14 protein-coding genes and 2 tRNA genes are annotated in these 13298 nt (G+C 73.4%); 7 read left to right on the top strand and 9 right to left on the bottom strand.

The genetic code is table 11. From position 1 onward, the window contains the following. The first annotated feature begins 707 nt into the window (after positions 1-707). From AB0946_RS03675 to AB0946_RS03665, 3 genes are all read left to right on the top strand, one after another. On the top strand, positions 708-1487 hold the full coding sequence (locus AB0946_RS03675; protein WP_171155887.1) for an HAD-IIA family hydrolase: 780 nt from the start codon (positions 708-710) through the stop codon (positions 1485-1487). Between the two features lie 102 nt (positions 1488-1589). Then, on the top strand, positions 1590-2159 hold the full coding sequence (locus tag AB0946_RS03670) for a hypothetical protein (protein ID WP_366758979.1): 570 nt from the start codon (positions 1590-1592) through the stop codon (positions 2157-2159). A gap of 8 nt (positions 2160-2167) precedes the next feature. Further along, positions 2168-2839, top strand: coding sequence for a class F sortase (locus AB0946_RS03665; RefSeq protein WP_366758978.1), 672 nt, complete (start codon positions 2168-2170; stop codon positions 2837-2839). Between the two features lie 151 nt (positions 2840-2990). Here AB0946_RS03665 and AB0946_RS03660 read toward each other — a convergent pair whose 3' ends face one another. Then, positions 2991-3680 (bottom strand): FadR/GntR family transcriptional regulator, encoded by a 690-nt coding sequence (locus tag AB0946_RS03660; RefSeq protein WP_366758977.1) that lies wholly within the window; start codon positions 3678-3680, stop codon positions 2991-2993. A 127-nt stretch (positions 3681-3807) separates the two neighbouring features. Then, a tRNA-Lys gene (locus AB0946_RS03655) sits at positions 3808-3881 on the bottom strand. A gap of 186 nt (positions 3882-4067) precedes the next feature. On the opposite strand from AB0946_RS03655, the gene AB0946_RS03650 reads away from it, so the two are divergent. The 4 genes from AB0946_RS03650 (at position 4068) to AB0946_RS03635 (ending at position 7945) form a co-directional block, all read left to right on the top strand. Beyond that, complete coding sequence (locus AB0946_RS03650) at positions 4068-5354, top strand: peptidoglycan-binding protein (RefSeq protein ID WP_366758976.1); 1287 nt, start codon at positions 4068-4070, stop codon at positions 5352-5354. A 65-nt stretch (positions 5355-5419) separates the two neighbouring features. Then, positions 5420-6556, top strand: a complete 1137-nt coding sequence (locus AB0946_RS03645) for an SPFH domain-containing protein (protein WP_366758975.1) — start codon at positions 5420-5422, stop codon at positions 6554-6556. A 148-nt stretch (positions 6557-6704) separates the two neighbouring features. Next, the gene (locus tag AB0946_RS03640; RefSeq protein WP_366758974.1) at positions 6705-7310 is read left to right on the top strand and encodes a lytic polysaccharide monooxygenase; all 606 of its coding nucleotides are present in this window, start codon (positions 6705-6707) and stop codon (positions 7308-7310) included. A gap of 170 nt (positions 7311-7480) precedes the next feature. Beyond that, positions 7481-7945, top strand: coding sequence for a DUF3592 domain-containing protein (locus AB0946_RS03635; RefSeq protein ID WP_366758973.1), 465 nt, complete (start codon positions 7481-7483; stop codon positions 7943-7945). A gap of 76 nt (positions 7946-8021) precedes the next feature. Here the strand turns inward: AB0946_RS03635 and AB0946_RS03630 are convergent. The 7 genes from AB0946_RS03630 to AB0946_RS03600 form a co-directional block, all read right to left on the bottom strand. Further along, positions 8022-8095: transfer RNA gene (locus tag AB0946_RS03630), tRNA-Lys, on the bottom strand. A gap of 96 nt (positions 8096-8191) precedes the next feature. Continuing rightward, positions 8192-8944: an IclR family transcriptional regulator C-terminal domain-containing protein gene (locus AB0946_RS03625; RefSeq protein WP_366750383.1), complete on the bottom strand. Its 753-nt coding sequence runs from the start codon at positions 8942-8944 to the stop codon at positions 8192-8194. 234 nt (positions 8945-9178) lie between these two features. Beyond that, entirely contained in the window at positions 9179-9961 is a 783-nt protein-coding gene (gene ehuA / locus AB0946_RS03620; protein ID WP_366758972.1) for an ectoine/hydroxyectoine ABC transporter ATP-binding protein EhuA, read from the bottom strand. Further along, a complete protein-coding gene (ehuD, locus tag AB0946_RS03615; protein WP_366758971.1) occupies positions 9951-10601 on the bottom strand; it encodes an ectoine/hydroxyectoine ABC transporter permease subunit EhuD in 651 nt (216 codons plus the stop codon). Before ehuD ends, ehuA begins: the two co-directional genes overlap by 11 nt. After that, complete coding sequence (gene ehuC / locus AB0946_RS03610) at positions 10598-11245, bottom strand: ectoine/hydroxyectoine ABC transporter permease subunit EhuC (protein ID WP_366758970.1); 648 nt, start codon at positions 11243-11245, stop codon at positions 10598-10600. Before ehuC ends, ehuD begins: the two co-directional genes overlap by 4 nt. Then, positions 11245-12168, bottom strand: a complete 924-nt coding sequence (ehuB, locus tag AB0946_RS03605; RefSeq protein ID WP_366758969.1) for an ectoine/hydroxyectoine ABC transporter substrate-binding protein EhuB — start codon at positions 12166-12168, stop codon at positions 11245-11247. The genes ehuC and ehuB overlap by 1 nt, the downstream gene beginning before the upstream one ends. Before the next feature lie 90 nt (positions 12169-12258). Then, entirely contained in the window at positions 12259-13212 is a 954-nt protein-coding gene (locus AB0946_RS03600; protein ID WP_366758968.1) for a D-2-hydroxyacid dehydrogenase, read from the bottom strand. Positions 13213-13298 lie beyond the last annotated feature (86 nt).

Raw genomic sequence — 13298 nt, 5'->3', positions numbered from 1 at the left:
GCCCGTACCGGTCCGGGGCTTGCCCGCGGTCTGCTCGCGGCTGTCGCCGCGCTGGTGGCCGTGGGCGTGGCCGCGCATCTCGTGGCCCGGGGCCGCCGCTGACGAGTCGCGCCCCGCCGGGTCGAGCGCCTGCGGCACCGGCGCCTGCCTGGCCCACCCCGGACAGGGAGGCACACTGGCCCGTACCGGTCCGGGGCTTGCCCGCGGTCTGCTCGCGGCTGTCGCCGCGCTGGTGGCCGTGGGCGTGGCCGCGCATCTCGTGGCCCGGGGCCGTCGCTGACGAGTCGCGCCCCACCGCGTCCAGAGCCTCCGGCGTCGACGTCCCGGACGCCTCCCTGCGCCGCCCCGGACAGGGAGGCGCGCCGGCACGCACCAATCCGGGGGCTCGCCCACCGCCGTCGCCGCGCTGGTCGCCGTCGGCGCGACCCCGCACCTCCCGGGGCGGCGGCCCCGTACCGTCCCCCCGCGGCCGGGGGCTCGCGCATCGAGCCGAGCCCCGCCCCCGTACCGTCTCCCCGCCGAGCGGGGCCGCGCATCGAGCCGAGCCGCACCCCATTCCGACCCCCGCCGGGCCGAGCCCCTGACCAGTGGGTACCAGGTGATCGGCGGGGTCAGGACGGGCCGGTCCTGACTAGGCTGGGGGCGTCGGTACGCCGTGGTTCCGGCGCCCCGTTCCCCGACCGTACGTACGCCAGGAGACGCACAGCATGGCAGACCGCAAGCCCATAGAGTCATGGCTCACCGACATGGACGGCGTCCTGATCCACGAGGGCGTCCCGATCCCGGGAGCCGACGCCTTCCTGAAGAAGCTGCGCGAGTCCGGCCGGCCCTTCCTGGTGCTCACCAACAACTCCATCTACACCGCCCGTGACCTGCACGCCCGGCTGCGGCGGATGGGCCTGGACGTGCCGGTGGAGAACATCTGGACGTCGGCCCTCGCCACCGCCCAGTTCCTGAACGACCAGCGTCCCGGCGGCAGCGCCTACGTCATCGGCGAGGCCGGCCTCACCACCGCGCTGCACGACATCGGTTACATCCTCACCGACCACGACCCCGACTTCGTGATCCTCGGCGAGACCCGCACCTACTCCTTCGAGGCCTTGACCAAGGCGGTCCGGCTGATCAACGACGGCGCCCGGTTCATCGCCACCAACCCCGACAACGTCGGCCCGTCCACCGAGGGCGACCTGCCCGCCACCGGCTCGGTCGCCGCCCTGATCACCGCCGCGACCGGCAAGAAGCCGTACTTCGTCGGCAAGCCCAACCCGCTGATGATGCGGGCCGGGCTGAACGCGATCGGCGCCCACTCCGAGACCTCGGCGATGATCGGCGACCGGATGGACACCGACGTGCTCGCCGGCCTGGAGGCCGGGATGCGTACGTTCCTGGTGCTCAGCGGCGTGACCCAGCCGACCGACGTGGACCGCTACCCGTTCCGCCCGTCCGAGGTCGTCGACTCCATCGCGGACCTGGTCGACCTGGTCTGACCCGGCCGAAACACGGCCTCACCCGTTCGGAGCAATCCGGTGCCTTCCGAGGATGCGGAGGCGCCCGGGGCGGGGGAGCCTCCTGATGACTGGAGGTTCACGATGGGCTCATTTCGCCTCACGCTCTGTACAGCTTTCCCCGCGGCCGCCCTCGCCGCCGTCGCCGTCGTCGCCCCGACGGCCCACGCGGCGGAGGGCGGCCCGGTCACCGTGACCCCGGCCGGCCCGGCACCGGGCGACGACGTCACCCTGCGGGTCGGCGGCTGCTCCGGCCGGCAGGGAAGCGCCGCCTCGTCCGCCTTCGTCGCCGACGCCCGGCTGACCGGCGACCAGGGCAGCCTGAGCGGCGAGACCCGCGTCCGGTCCACGCTGGAGCCGGGCGCCTACACCGTGAAGGTCACCTGCGCCGGCACCGTGCTCACCGGCAGCGTCACGGTCGCGCGGCCGGGCGGCGCGGCCGACCGGCAGGAAGAGCCCATCCGGCTGCCCGCCCAGTCCGCCTCGCCGATCGCCCCGGTGCCTGCGGGCGGCGGCGGGACCACCCACTTCGCCACGGTGGCCACCAGCGGCTCCGGTCCCGACGCCGTCCAGGCGGCGACCGGTCTGGCGCTCGCCGGGATCGCCGCGGTCGCCGTCGGGCTGCGCGCCCGCCGGAGCCGCGGCACCCGCTGAGCGCCGCCATGTCCGACGACCACGGGCGCACCACCGGCACCGGGCGGCTCGTCACCGGCCTGGCCTGGGCGCTGCTGCTGTTCGGGCTGTGGCTGTGGGGACGCGGTGTGAGCGACGTCCCGCGGGGCACGGACGGCCCCGTCGCGGGTGACGTCTTCACCCCCGGCCGGGCCACCGGCCCCGCCCGGCTGCCGCGCGCCGTGAAACCGCTGGCCGACGCGGTGCCCCAGCGCGTCGACATCCCCCGGCTGGGAGTCCAGGCCCCGGTGGTGGCCCGCGGTCTGGACGCGCGGGGCGCGATCGACCCGCCGCCCTACGACCAGCCCGGCGTGGTCGGCTGGTACGGCGCCGGAACCGTCCCCGGTGCCGCCGGGGCGGCCCTGCTGGTCGGACACGTCGACACCGAGACCCGGCCCGCCGTCTTCTACCGGCTCAGCACCGTCCAGCCCGGTGAGCGGGTCCGGGTGTTCCGCGCGGACGGCAAGGTCGCCGAGTTCACCGTCGACGACGTCCGCGTGCTGCCCCGGGACGGCTTCGACGCCCGGCTCGCCTACGGCCCCCGCGTGCCGGGCCGTGCCGAACTCCGTCTCATCACGTGCGGCGGCTCCTTCGACCGCGCCAGCGGCAGTTACACGGCGAACGTCGTGGTGTCGGCGTATCTCACCGGGACGGCGGGCTGAGCGTCCCGTCGGCGGTCACCGTCGGGGTGCGGCCTGTGGGGGGAGCCGGCTGCGGGTGTTGCCGGGGTGGTCGGGTTGGGCCGGCTTGGCTCGCAGGTGGGGTCGCCGGAGGCGCCCGGTTTGCGTAGTGCCTTCCGCGTCCGGTCGGCGGTCACCCTCGGGGTGCGGCCAGCGGGGAGAGCCGGCTGCGGATGTTGCCGAAGTGGTCCCGTATGGCCCGCTCCGCCCGCAGGGAATCGCCGGAGCGCACCGCGTCCAGGATCTCCCGGTGCTGGCGGCAGGTGACCCGGGGGTCCTGCGGCACGTCCACCAGGTCCCGCCGCACCCGGTGGAAGGCGTCCCAGAACGCCTCCAGCACCTCGCCGAGCAGCACGTTGTCCAGTCCCCGGTAGAGGGTGGCGTGAAAGGCGCGGTCCGTCTCGCCGAGCCCGGTCCCCTCGGCGGCCTGCCGTTCCATGCGCTCCACGAGCGCGTCCAGCTCCACGAGGTCCGCCTCCGGCAGCCGCCCGGCCAGCCGGGACACCAGCCCCGTCTCGACGGCCTCGCGCAGCTCCAGCAGCTGGAGCAGGGAGTCCTCGCCGCGGTAGTGGCCGGCCACGGTACGGAAGGCCAGTCCCTCGATCATCGGCGCGAACGACATGGAGCCGACGTACGTCCCGAAGCCGTGCCGGATCTCCACGATGCCCATCGCCTGGAGCGCCTTCAGCGCCTCCCGCACGGAGTTCCGGCTCGCCCCGAGCAGCCGCATCAGCTCGGGCTCGGTGGGCAGCGGGGCACCCGAGGGCAGCCGCTCGTCCACGATCAGCTTCTTGATCCGCTCCTGAAGGTCCCGGGCTGCCATGGCCAGAGGGTATCCGGCCATTCGGGCGGAGGGGACACGACGGGACCACGCGGCGGAGACGTGCGCCGCGGGCATGCGGCCGGGCATGCGGAAGGCCCCCCGCTTCCGCGAGGGGCCTTCCGGTCGGTGCGCCGCCAGGGACTCGAACCCCGGACCCGCTGATTAAGAGTCAGCTGCTCTAACCAACTGAGCTAGCGGCGCCTGCTGACGGAGAAAACTCTACCCGACCTCTCGGGGTGCTTCCGACCACCGGAAGACGGCGCGACGGCCGCGCGGGGGACCGCGTACATCATTCGGACCGTCAAAATGCGCGTTCCGTACCCAGTTGGGAAACTGATCAACGTGCACACTCGCGGACAAACCACCCCCGGATGTGAGGCAGATCGCATGACCGCTCCGCTGTTCGAGGACATCGACCCCGCGAGCGGCTGTGACTGTCCCGGCTGCGTCCACGGGCGCCGGCCGACTCCCCGTTCCCTGATCAACCGCGGCCGTCCGGCGGCCCGCGGGGTCGTCGTCGTGGCCGCCGCGTCCGCCGCGCTCGGCACGGTCGCGCCCGCCACCGCCGTCACCCCCGGCCACTCCCCGCACCGGCAGGCCCTGCCCGGCGACGGCGTGCCCGACACCCCGCAGGGCGCGAGGGCCCCTCTGCACGGCCGGGCGGGCAAGCCCGCGGAGCCGGACGCCGTCCCGACCCCGGCCACCACCCGGACCCAGATCATCAACCGGGCCAAGGTCTGGGTGGCCGCCAAGGTGCCCTACAGCATGTACGACTTCTGGTCCGACGGTTACCGGCAGGACTGCTCGGGCTACGTCTCCATGGCCTGGGGGCTGCCGAGCAACGAGTGGACCGGCAGCCTCGGCCAGTTCGGCGTCAAGATCAAGAAGGAGGAGCTGCAACCCGGCGACATCCTGCTCTACCACAATCCCGACAACCCCGAGAAGGGCTCCCACGTCGTGATCTTCGGCGGCTGGACGGACCACAAGCACACCTCCTACACGGTCTACGAGCAGACGCCCCCGCGCACCCGCAGCCAGACCACCCCCTACCCGTACTGGAACAACACCGACAAGTACGTCCCCTACCGCTACAAGGGCGTGACGAAGTCCGGGGCCGCCGCCGGGCCGGCGCCCGGCGGGAAGGCGGCGGTGGCCTACCCGGGCGCGGCCTACTTCGGCCCCGGCGCCGACAACACGTACGTCACCCTGCTCGGCCGGATGCTGATCGCCCGGGGCGGGGCCTCCTACTACCCCGAGGGGCCGGGGCCGGTCTGGGACGCGGCGGACCGGCGGGCCACCGAGGCGTTCCAGCGGGCCCAGGGCTGGACCGGCGCGGACGCCGACGGGATGCCCGGCCGGCGCACCTGGGAGCTGCTGAGCACGGGCCGGGGCAAGGACATCGCGTCCCCGGCCGCCGCACCCGCCTCGCACGGGGTCCCCGGCTACCCGGGCCGCGCCTACTTCCGTCCGGGCCAGAGCAACGACCACATCACCCGGCTCGGCGCCCAGCTGGTGAAGAAGGGGTTCGGCCGGTTCTACGCCCACGGTCCGGGGCCGCACTGGGGCGAGGCGGACCGGCGCGCCGTCGAGGCCTTCCAGCGCGCCCAGGGCTGGCGGGGCGGCGCGGCGGACGGCTACCCGGGCCCGGAGACGTGGCGCCGCCTGTTCGCCTGACCGGCCCGGCACCCCCCACCCCACCCCCTGTTCATGACGCGTCTGGCGCGGAGGCTGGAGCACGCATGAGTACGACCACATCCCACACGCCGCCCGAGTCCGGGGGGCACTCGCAGGGCACGGCCGTCGGCCCCGGCACCCGGCCGGCCCGCCTGATCCAGAACGAGGCCACCACCGAGATCCCCGTCCACCTGCTCTTCCGGGACGATCCCGACCCGGTGAAGGTGCCGCTCCGGCCGGCCGTGGTGGCCCGCCGGCAGGGCACCGGCGAGCAGCCCCGGCTCAGGCGCCCGGCACCGGCGCGCAGACGGCCGCTGCCGGAGGTCGACCCGGAGCTGGCGGAACGCCCGGCGCGGGTGCTGCCCGGGGCGGCCGGGGTGCTCGCCGGGGTCTGCGGGGTCACCGGCTGTCTGGCCACCACCTGGTGGGCGGGGCTGCTCCCGCCGCTCGCCGCGCGGGCGCTGGGCCTGCCGGCGGACCCGGGCGGCGGTCTCGGTCCGGCGCAGTGGGCCGCGTACGCCGGGGCGGGGCTGTTCGGTGCGTTCGGCTTCGGCGGGCTGGCCCGGGGACGTACCGGGCGGGCCTGGGTGCTGGGGCTGTTCGGGCGGTACCGGGGGACGGTCCGGCGCACCGGGCTGCTGTGGGTGAACCCGCTGGTGCCGCGCCGCCGGGTGGACGTGCGGCTGCGGCACTGGCGCAGCGAGGCGATGCCGGCGGCGGACCCCGACGGGATGGCGCTGCGGGTGGTGGTGCTGGTGGTCTGGCGGGTGCGGGACACCGCGCGGGCCCTGCTCGCCATCGACGACCACGAGACGTACCTGCGGGAGTGCGTGGAGTCTGCGCTGGCCCGGGTGCCGGTGGAGCCGGCGGGCGGGACGCGGGGCGGGGCGACGGCGGCCGGGGCCGCGCTGACCCGGCTGGTGGCGGCGGAGACGGCGCCGGTCGGCGTGGAGGTGTTCTCGGTGCGGCCGGTCCGGGTGGAGTACGCGCCCGAGGTGGCCGGGGCGGTGCACCGGCGGCGGATCGCCGCGCTGGACGCCCGGCAGCGGGCCAGCATGCTCAGCTCGGTGGTGGACTCGGTGGAGGACACGGTGACCCGGCTGACCATGCGCGGTCTGGTCGAACTGGACGACTACGAGCGCAAGGTGCTGGTCCGTGACCTGACGGTGGCGTTCTGCTCGGGGCGCGGTGAGCCGGTGTAGGGCGGGTGCGGTGAGCCGGTGCGCGGCGGGCGCGCGACCGGTCTGCGATTGGTATGGACATGTTCAACTGGCGGCAATAATCTGAGGCTTGGTCTAGACCTACTCTGCACGGCTCACCGAACTCCCCACGTTCTCCAGGAGCGGCAGCATGCGCACCAAGACCAAGTTGTCCGCGGTCGTGCTGGGCGCGGTGACCGCCGGAGCGTTCGCGCTCTCCACCGGCGGCGCCAGCGGGCACGGCTACACCGACCTCCCCATCAGCAGGCAGAAGCTCTGCCAGAACGGCACCGTGGCGAACTGCGGCCAGATCCAGTGGGAACCGCAGAGCGTCGAGGGCCCCAAGGGCTTCCCGGCCGGCGGCCCCGCCGACGGTCAGCTCTGCAACGCGGGCCTGAGCCAGTTCGCCCCGCTCAGCGCGCCCAGGACGCCGTCCGGCGCGGCCTGGCCCACCACCAAGGTGACGGGCGGCCAGCCGTACACGTTCCGCTGGCAGTTCACCGCGATGCACGCCACGACGGACTTCAAGTACTACGTCACCAAGCCGGGCTGGAACCAGGACCACAACCTCTCCCGCTCGGACCTCAACCTCACCCCGTTCCTGACGGTGCCCTACAACGGCCAGCGCCCGCCGGCCACCCTCAGCCACAGCGGCACCCTGCCGACCGGTCTGAGCGGACACCACGTCATCCTCGCGGTGTGGACGATCGCCGACACGGGCAACGCGTTCTACGCCTGCTCCGACGTCACCTTCTGACCCCCCTCGGGTGAGGCCCGCGTGCGCCGGCGCCGGCGCACGCGGGTCCGGGACCGTCCATGTCCCGATTCTGATACTGAGCTTCCCTTGAGGCGGTCCGCGTCCGGCGCCGGGTACGTTCCTCGCACGCCGGTCCAGCGGGGGCGGCGCACCTGACCACGGGGGACCTCATGGAGTTCTTCTTCTACGCCGTGCCCAGCCTCATGATCGCGGGGTTCGCCGCCGCCGCGTACCTGCTCGTCCGCCGTGCCCGGCGGCTGCGCAGGACGTGGACGCACGGACTGACCGCCGAGGCGCGCTGCCTGCGGATGTTCACGACGGCCGGCGGGGGCGGCGGGGACACCTCCGTGCACACCACCGTGCACCACGTCTACGAGTTCACCACCCGTGAGGGCCGCACCGTCCGCTTCGAGGAGGAGAACGGCCCCACGACCGTCCTGGAGGGCGACTTCGTGACCGTCCGCTACCTCCCGGAGCTGCCCCAGCGGGCCACCGCGCTGCCGCCGACGCCGGGCAGGCTCGCCGTCGGCACCGGCGTCGGGCTGGTCTTCCTGGGGATCGCCGGCTCCTTCTGCGTAGGCTTCATCCTCCTCGTCCACGTGATCTTCGCCGAGTCGGACGGCCTGCTGCCGTAGCCCTCCCCGGGAGCGGAGGCGACGCCCGCCGGGGACGCCGAAGGCCCCCCGCTTCCGCGAGGGGCCTTCGATCACGTGCGCCGCCAGGGACTCGAACCCCGGACCCGCTGATTAAGAGTCAGCTGCTCTAACCAACTGAGCTAGCGGCGCATGACTCCCGCCCGCCTCGGGTTGTGCTCCCCGCGGCCGGCGACAAAGAAAATACTACCTGGTCCCGCGGGGTGCTCGTGACCACCCGGACGCCCCTCAGATCGTCAGCGACAGGACCACCGGAGCCGCGTTCCGGTTCAGCGTCTCCGCCGCCCGCTTCAGCCGGTGTGCGTGCTCCAGCGGGAGCGAGACGGCCAGGCAGCCGACCGTGGAGCCCGCGGTGAGCGGTACGGCCGCGCAGACCGTGCCGACCGCGTACTCCTGGAGATCGAGCACCGGCACCGTCGGCGGCTGCGACTCCAGCCGGGACAGCAGCAGCTTGTCGCTGGTGATGGTGCGCGAGGTGAGGCGGGCCATCTTGTGCCGGGAGAGGTGATCGCGGCGGGCGTTGTGGTCCAGCTGGGTCAGCAGGCTCTTGCCCACGGCGGTGGCGTGGGCGGAGTAGCGGAAGTCCACCCACTCGTTGACCGCCGGGGCGGCCGGCCCGGCGGCGTACTGGGTGACCCGGACCTCGCCGTCCAGGTACCGGCTGAGGTAGACGGCCGCGCCGACCGAGTCGCGCAGCCGGTCCAGGGTGAGCTGGAGTTTCTCGCGCAGGGCCCGTTCCCGGTCGTGCGCCGAGGTGATCCGGCGCAGGGTGTCGCCGGTGACGTAGGCCCCGTCGGTGATCTGCTCGACGTACCCCTCCCGGCGCAGCATGCGCAGCAGGGCGGTGAGCCGCTCGGTGCCGAGGCCGGTGCGGCGGGCCAGTTCGGTGTCGGTGGCGCCGGCGGGGTGCCGGGCCACGGTCTCCAGGACGCGCAGCGCGTCCTGTGCGGAGTGGTACGGGGCGGTCGGCTCGATCCTCATGTCGGTCCCCCTCGGCCACGACCCGGGTCGGCGGATCGCCTCCACGATAGCCGTCAAAGCGGCACGGGGGAGAGGGGGTTGCGAGATTGCGCCCCGCGCGTTCGTGCCGCCAACCGGGGCGAAAACCCGCTGGCATATGCCAGCGTCATTCCCCAGCGGGTGGACCTCGGCTGTTCGCCGGGGCCCCGCGCGCCGGGGCGCGCTTCACAGCACCGAGCTTCTCGGCGGCGCGCCTCACAGCACCGCGCTGATGAACTCCCGCGTGCGCTCCCGCTCCGGGTCGCCGAAGATCTTCTCCGGCGGCCCCGCCTCGATGACCCGGCCCGCGTCGAACATCAGCACCTGGTCGGAGATGTCCCGGGCGAAACCCATCTCGTGGGTCACGCACAGCATCGTGATGTCCGTGCTGCGCGCGATGTCCCGCAGCAGGTCGAGCACGCCCGCGACCAGCTCGGGGTCGAGCGCGGAGGTCACCTCGTCCAGCAGCAGCACGCGGGGCCGCATCGCCAGCGCCCGCGCGATCGCCACCCGCTGCTGCTGCCCGCCGGACAGCCGGGTCGGCTTCGCGTCGCACTTGTCGGCCAGGCCCACCAGGTCCAGCAGTTCCCGGGCCCGCGCCTCGGCCTCGTCCCTGGACAGGCCGAGCACCCGGACCGGCGCCTCGGTGAGGTTCCGCAGCACCGACATGTTCGGGAACAGGTTGAACTGCTGGAACACCATCCCGATCTTCTTGCGGACCTCCCGGACCTGCTTCTCCGGCGCCGGGAACAGCCGCTGCCCGTCCACGGTGATCGTGCCCTCGTCCGGCTTCGCGAGGGTCATCAGCAGCCTGAGGATCGTGGTCTTGCCGGAGCCGGAGGGGCCGATCAGGGTGACGTGCCGGCCCGCGTCCACGGACAGGTCGAGGCCGTCGAGGACGGTGTTGTCCCCGAACCGCTTGGTCACGCCCTCCAGGCGGATCAGCTCGGTCGGCAGGGTGCCGGTCACGGCCGGCTGCTTGCGGGTCTCAACGGACAAGGCGTCGCTCCAGGGTGCGCAGACAAAGGGAGGCCAGGTAGGAGACGACGATGAAGGCGACTCCGATCACCGTCAGGGGCTCGGTGAACTGGAAGTGCTGCTGGGAGACGAGCCGCGCCCGGCCCAGCATCTCCAGCACGCCGATGGTCATCAGCATCGGCGTGTCCTTCAGCATCGCGATGACGTAGTTGCCGAGCGGCGGCACCACCCGGCGGACGGCCTGGGGCAGCACCACCGCCGTCCAGGTCCGCCGCACCGGCAGGCTGAGCGCCGTCGCGGCCTCCCACTGGCCCGCCGGCACCGCCTCGATGCCGGCGCGGTAGACCTGCATCGTGTACGTCGAGTAGTGCAGCCCGAGCCCGAGGACCCCGGTGGTCAGCGGGGACAGGGTCACACCCGTCTCGGGCAGCACGTAGAACAGGAAGAACAGCTGCACCAGCAGCGGGGTGTCCCGCACGAACTCGGTGAGGACACCCACCGGCCAGCGCACCCACCGGGTCGGCGTCCGCAGCAGCAGCGTCCACACCAGCCCCAGCGCGAACGAGATCAGCGACCCCAGGACCAGCGCCTCCAGGGTGACGACCAGGCCCTTCCAGAAGTACGGCAGGAAATCGGCGACCGCTCCCCAGTCCCAGGTCATCGGGCCACCTCCGCCTTCAGCCGGCGCTCAAGACCCCGCATCCCACGGGTGAGCAGGAACGCGATCACGAAGTAGATCACCAGCAGGTACGCGTAGATCCGGCCGCTCTGCTGGAGGGCGAGACGGACCAGGTTGCCGCTGAAGGCCAGGTCGCCCATGCCCGTGATGGACACCAGCGCGGTGCCCTTGAGCAGCTCGACCAGCAGGTTGGAGAAGGACGGGATCATCTCCGGCACCGCCTGCGGCAGCAGGATCAGCCGCAGCCGCTGCCAGGGCGAGAAACCGAGCGCGATCCCGCCCTCCCGCTGGGCCGGGTCCACCGCCGCGAGGGCGCCGCGCACGATCTCCGCGCCGTACGCGCCGTAGGTCAGGCCCAGCGCGAGCGTGCCGGCCCACATCGGCACCAGCTGCCAGCCGAACGCCACCGGCAGCACGAAGAACACCCAGAAGATCATCACCAGCGCCGAGATGCCGCGGAACACCTCGGTGTAGAACGCCGCGACGAAGCGGACGAGCCGCGACCGGTGGGTGCGGGCGGCACCGGCGGCGAACGACACCGCGGTGGCGAGCAGCGCGCTGTACACCAGCAACTGGAGCGTGGTGCCCGTGCCCCGCAGGACGAGTTCCCAGAGTCCCGCAGTCATCAGCCGCACAACTCCTTCGCGGTCAGGGTGGTCATCTCGGCCTTGGTGAAACCGAACGGCCGCACGATCCGGTACAGCTCACCGCTGCGGCGCAGCCTGTGCAGCTCGGCGTTGAAGGCGTCGCGCAGTCGGGTCTCCTCCGGCCGGAACGCGAACGCGCCGCCGTCCACCTTCGGTCTCCCGTCGACGAGCGCGACGAACGGCTCGGTCGACTCGGCCTTGGCGGAGCCCCGGGCGACGAGCCGGGCGGTGACGGCCGTGGCCGCGAACAGGTCGACCCGCCCCGACTCCACCGCGTTCAGCCCGGCGACCTGGTCCGGCACGATGACGAGGTCGTTCTCCTGGTAGCCCGCCTCCACGGCGTGCTGGATCTGCGCGTACCCGGTGCCGGTGGCCGCCTTGGCGTGCTTCCGCAGCGCGTCCGCGTAGGTGCGCAGGCCCAGCGGGTTGCCCTTGCGGACGACGAAGGCGTCCGGCATCCGGTAGTCGGGGTCCGCGAAGATCACCTGCTCGCAGCGGTCCGGGGTGACGTACATGCCCGCGGCCACCACGTCGAACTGCTGCGACTTCAGTCCGGGGATCAGCGAGCCGAACTCCGTCGGCACCGGCTGCACCCGGTCCACGCCGAGCCGTCTGAAGACCGCCTTCGCCAGCTCCGGAGCCTCCCCGGTCAGCTCGCCGTTCCTGTCGATGTACCCGAAGGGGATCTCCCCGGCGATCCCGAGCCGGACGACACCCTGCGCGCGCAGCCGGTCCAGCAGGTCGCCGCCGTCCTTCCCGGACGCCGACGCCACCCGGGTGCAGCCCGCCGCGCCCGCCGCGCCCAGCGCGCCGAAGGCGGCGAGACCCGCGAGAACCGAGCGCCGGGTGTGTCCGTGTTCCGGCCGGAGAGTGTGCACGTCCTTGCCAAGTGGTGGAGCCATGGCGGCGCGGCTACCCAAGCGGAATCGGGCTATGCGCCCTGGTTCTCCGGGGCCGGTGACACGCCCTCGGGCCGGCCGCGAGCCGGGTGTTCAGTGGCCGGGCACGTAACCGCGCGTCTTGTCGACCACGTTCGGCAGGGATCTGCCCGCCGTCCACCGCTCGTACAACTCGACGAACTGCGCGCCCAGTTCGTCCCGCCAGCCGACCGTGTCCCCGCTCATGTGCGGGGACACGACCAGCCCCGGCAGCCCCCACAACGGGCTGTCCCCGGGCAGCGGTTCGGTCGTGAACACGTCCAGGGCCGCGCCCGCGATCCAGCGCCGGGCCAGCGCGCGGGCGAGGGCCTCCTCGTCGACCAGGTCACCCCGGCCGACGTTCACGAAGAACGCCGAGGGCTGCATCACGCCGAACCGGTGCGCGTCGAACATGCGGTACGTCTGCTCGGTCAGCGGAGCCGCCGCGATCACCCAGTCCGCGCGGGAGATCAGCCGGTCCAGGTCGTCCGGGCCGTGCACGCCGATGCGCGGCACCCGCCCGACCAGGGCCGTCGTCACCCCCAGGGCCTTCAGCGTCCGGACGATCGCCCGGCCGATCGGGCCCGAGCCGACCACGCACGCGCGCGTGCCCGCCACCCGCCGGGTCTCCCGGTGCCGCCAGACCCGCTCCCGCTGGAGCTCCAGGGTCCGCGGCAGGTCCTTGGCGGCAGCCAGCACCAGGGCCGCCACGTACTCGGCGATCGGCTGGTCGAAGATCCCGCGCGCGTTCGTCACCACCGTGTCCGACGCGGCCAGCTCCGGGCACATCAGATGGTCCACGCCCGCGCTCGCGGTGTGCACCCAGCGCGGCCGGGACCCCTCGCCGGGCCACGCCTGCCGCACCGCGTGCGAGGTGAAGTCCCACACCAGCAGCACGTCCGCGCCGGGCAGCCGCTCGGCCAGGTGCGCCGCGTCCGTGCGCACGATCCGGGCGCGGCCGGTGAGACGGCCGAGCCGGGGCGGCGGATCGGCGTCGAGGACGAGCACGGTGGGGACGGTCGGCGTCATGCGGGGCGGCTCCCGGCGTCTGACATGCGCTGACAGCGCGCGGATGGACCACGCTCGCACCCCGGCCCACCTTCGTCAACACGGGC

The sequence above is a fragment of the Streptomyces sp. NPDC046870 genome (assembly GCF_040704595.1).
Classification (GTDB): Bacteria; Actinomycetota; Actinomycetes; order Streptomycetales; family Streptomycetaceae; genus Streptomyces; species Streptomyces argyrophylli.
Note: the sequence above shows the minus strand (reverse complement) of the source record. Positions and strands in the feature narration are given on the sequence as shown.

What these genes read in the sequence shown, in the direction of transcription:
- AB0946_RS03675 (WP_171155887.1), top strand. Translation starts at nt 708, where the DNA reads ATGGCAGACCGCAAGCCCATAGAGTCATGGCTCACCGACATGGACGGC.
- AB0946_RS03670 (WP_366758979.1), top strand. Translation starts at nt 1,590, where the DNA reads ATGGGCTCATTTCGCCTCACGCTCTGTACAGCTTTCCCCGCGGCCGCC.
- AB0946_RS03665 (WP_366758978.1), top strand. Translation starts at nt 2,168, where the DNA reads ATGTCCGACGACCACGGGCGCACCACCGGCACCGGGCGGCTCGTCACC.
- AB0946_RS03660 (WP_366758977.1), bottom strand. Translation starts at nt 3,680, where the DNA reads ATGGCAGCCCGGGACCTTCAGGAGCGGATCAAGAAGCTGATCGTGGAC.
- AB0946_RS03650 (WP_366758976.1), top strand. Translation starts at nt 4,068, where the DNA reads ATGACCGCTCCGCTGTTCGAGGACATCGACCCCGCGAGCGGCTGTGAC.
- AB0946_RS03645 (WP_366758975.1), top strand. Translation starts at nt 5,420, where the DNA reads ATGAGTACGACCACATCCCACACGCCGCCCGAGTCCGGGGGGCACTCG.
- AB0946_RS03640 (WP_366758974.1), top strand. Translation starts at nt 6,705, where the DNA reads ATGCGCACCAAGACCAAGTTGTCCGCGGTCGTGCTGGGCGCGGTGACC.
- AB0946_RS03635 (WP_366758973.1), top strand. Translation starts at nt 7,481, where the DNA reads ATGGAGTTCTTCTTCTACGCCGTGCCCAGCCTCATGATCGCGGGGTTC.
- AB0946_RS03625 (WP_366750383.1), bottom strand. Translation starts at nt 8,944, where the DNA reads ATGAGGATCGAGCCGACCGCCCCGTACCACTCCGCACAGGACGCGCTG.
- ehuD (WP_366758971.1), bottom strand. Translation starts at nt 10,601, where the DNA reads ATGACCTGGGACTGGGGAGCGGTCGCCGATTTCCTGCCGTACTTCTGG.
- ehuC (WP_366758970.1), bottom strand. Translation starts at nt 11,245, where the DNA reads ATGACTGCGGGACTCTGGGAACTCGTCCTGCGGGGCACGGGCACCACG.
- ehuB (WP_366758969.1), bottom strand. Translation starts at nt 12,168, where the DNA reads ATGGCTCCACCACTTGGCAAGGACGTGCACACTCTCCGGCCGGAACAC.
- AB0946_RS03600 (WP_366758968.1), bottom strand. Translation starts at nt 13,212, where the DNA reads ATGACGCCGACCGTCCCCACCGTGCTCGTCCTCGACGCCGATCCGCCG.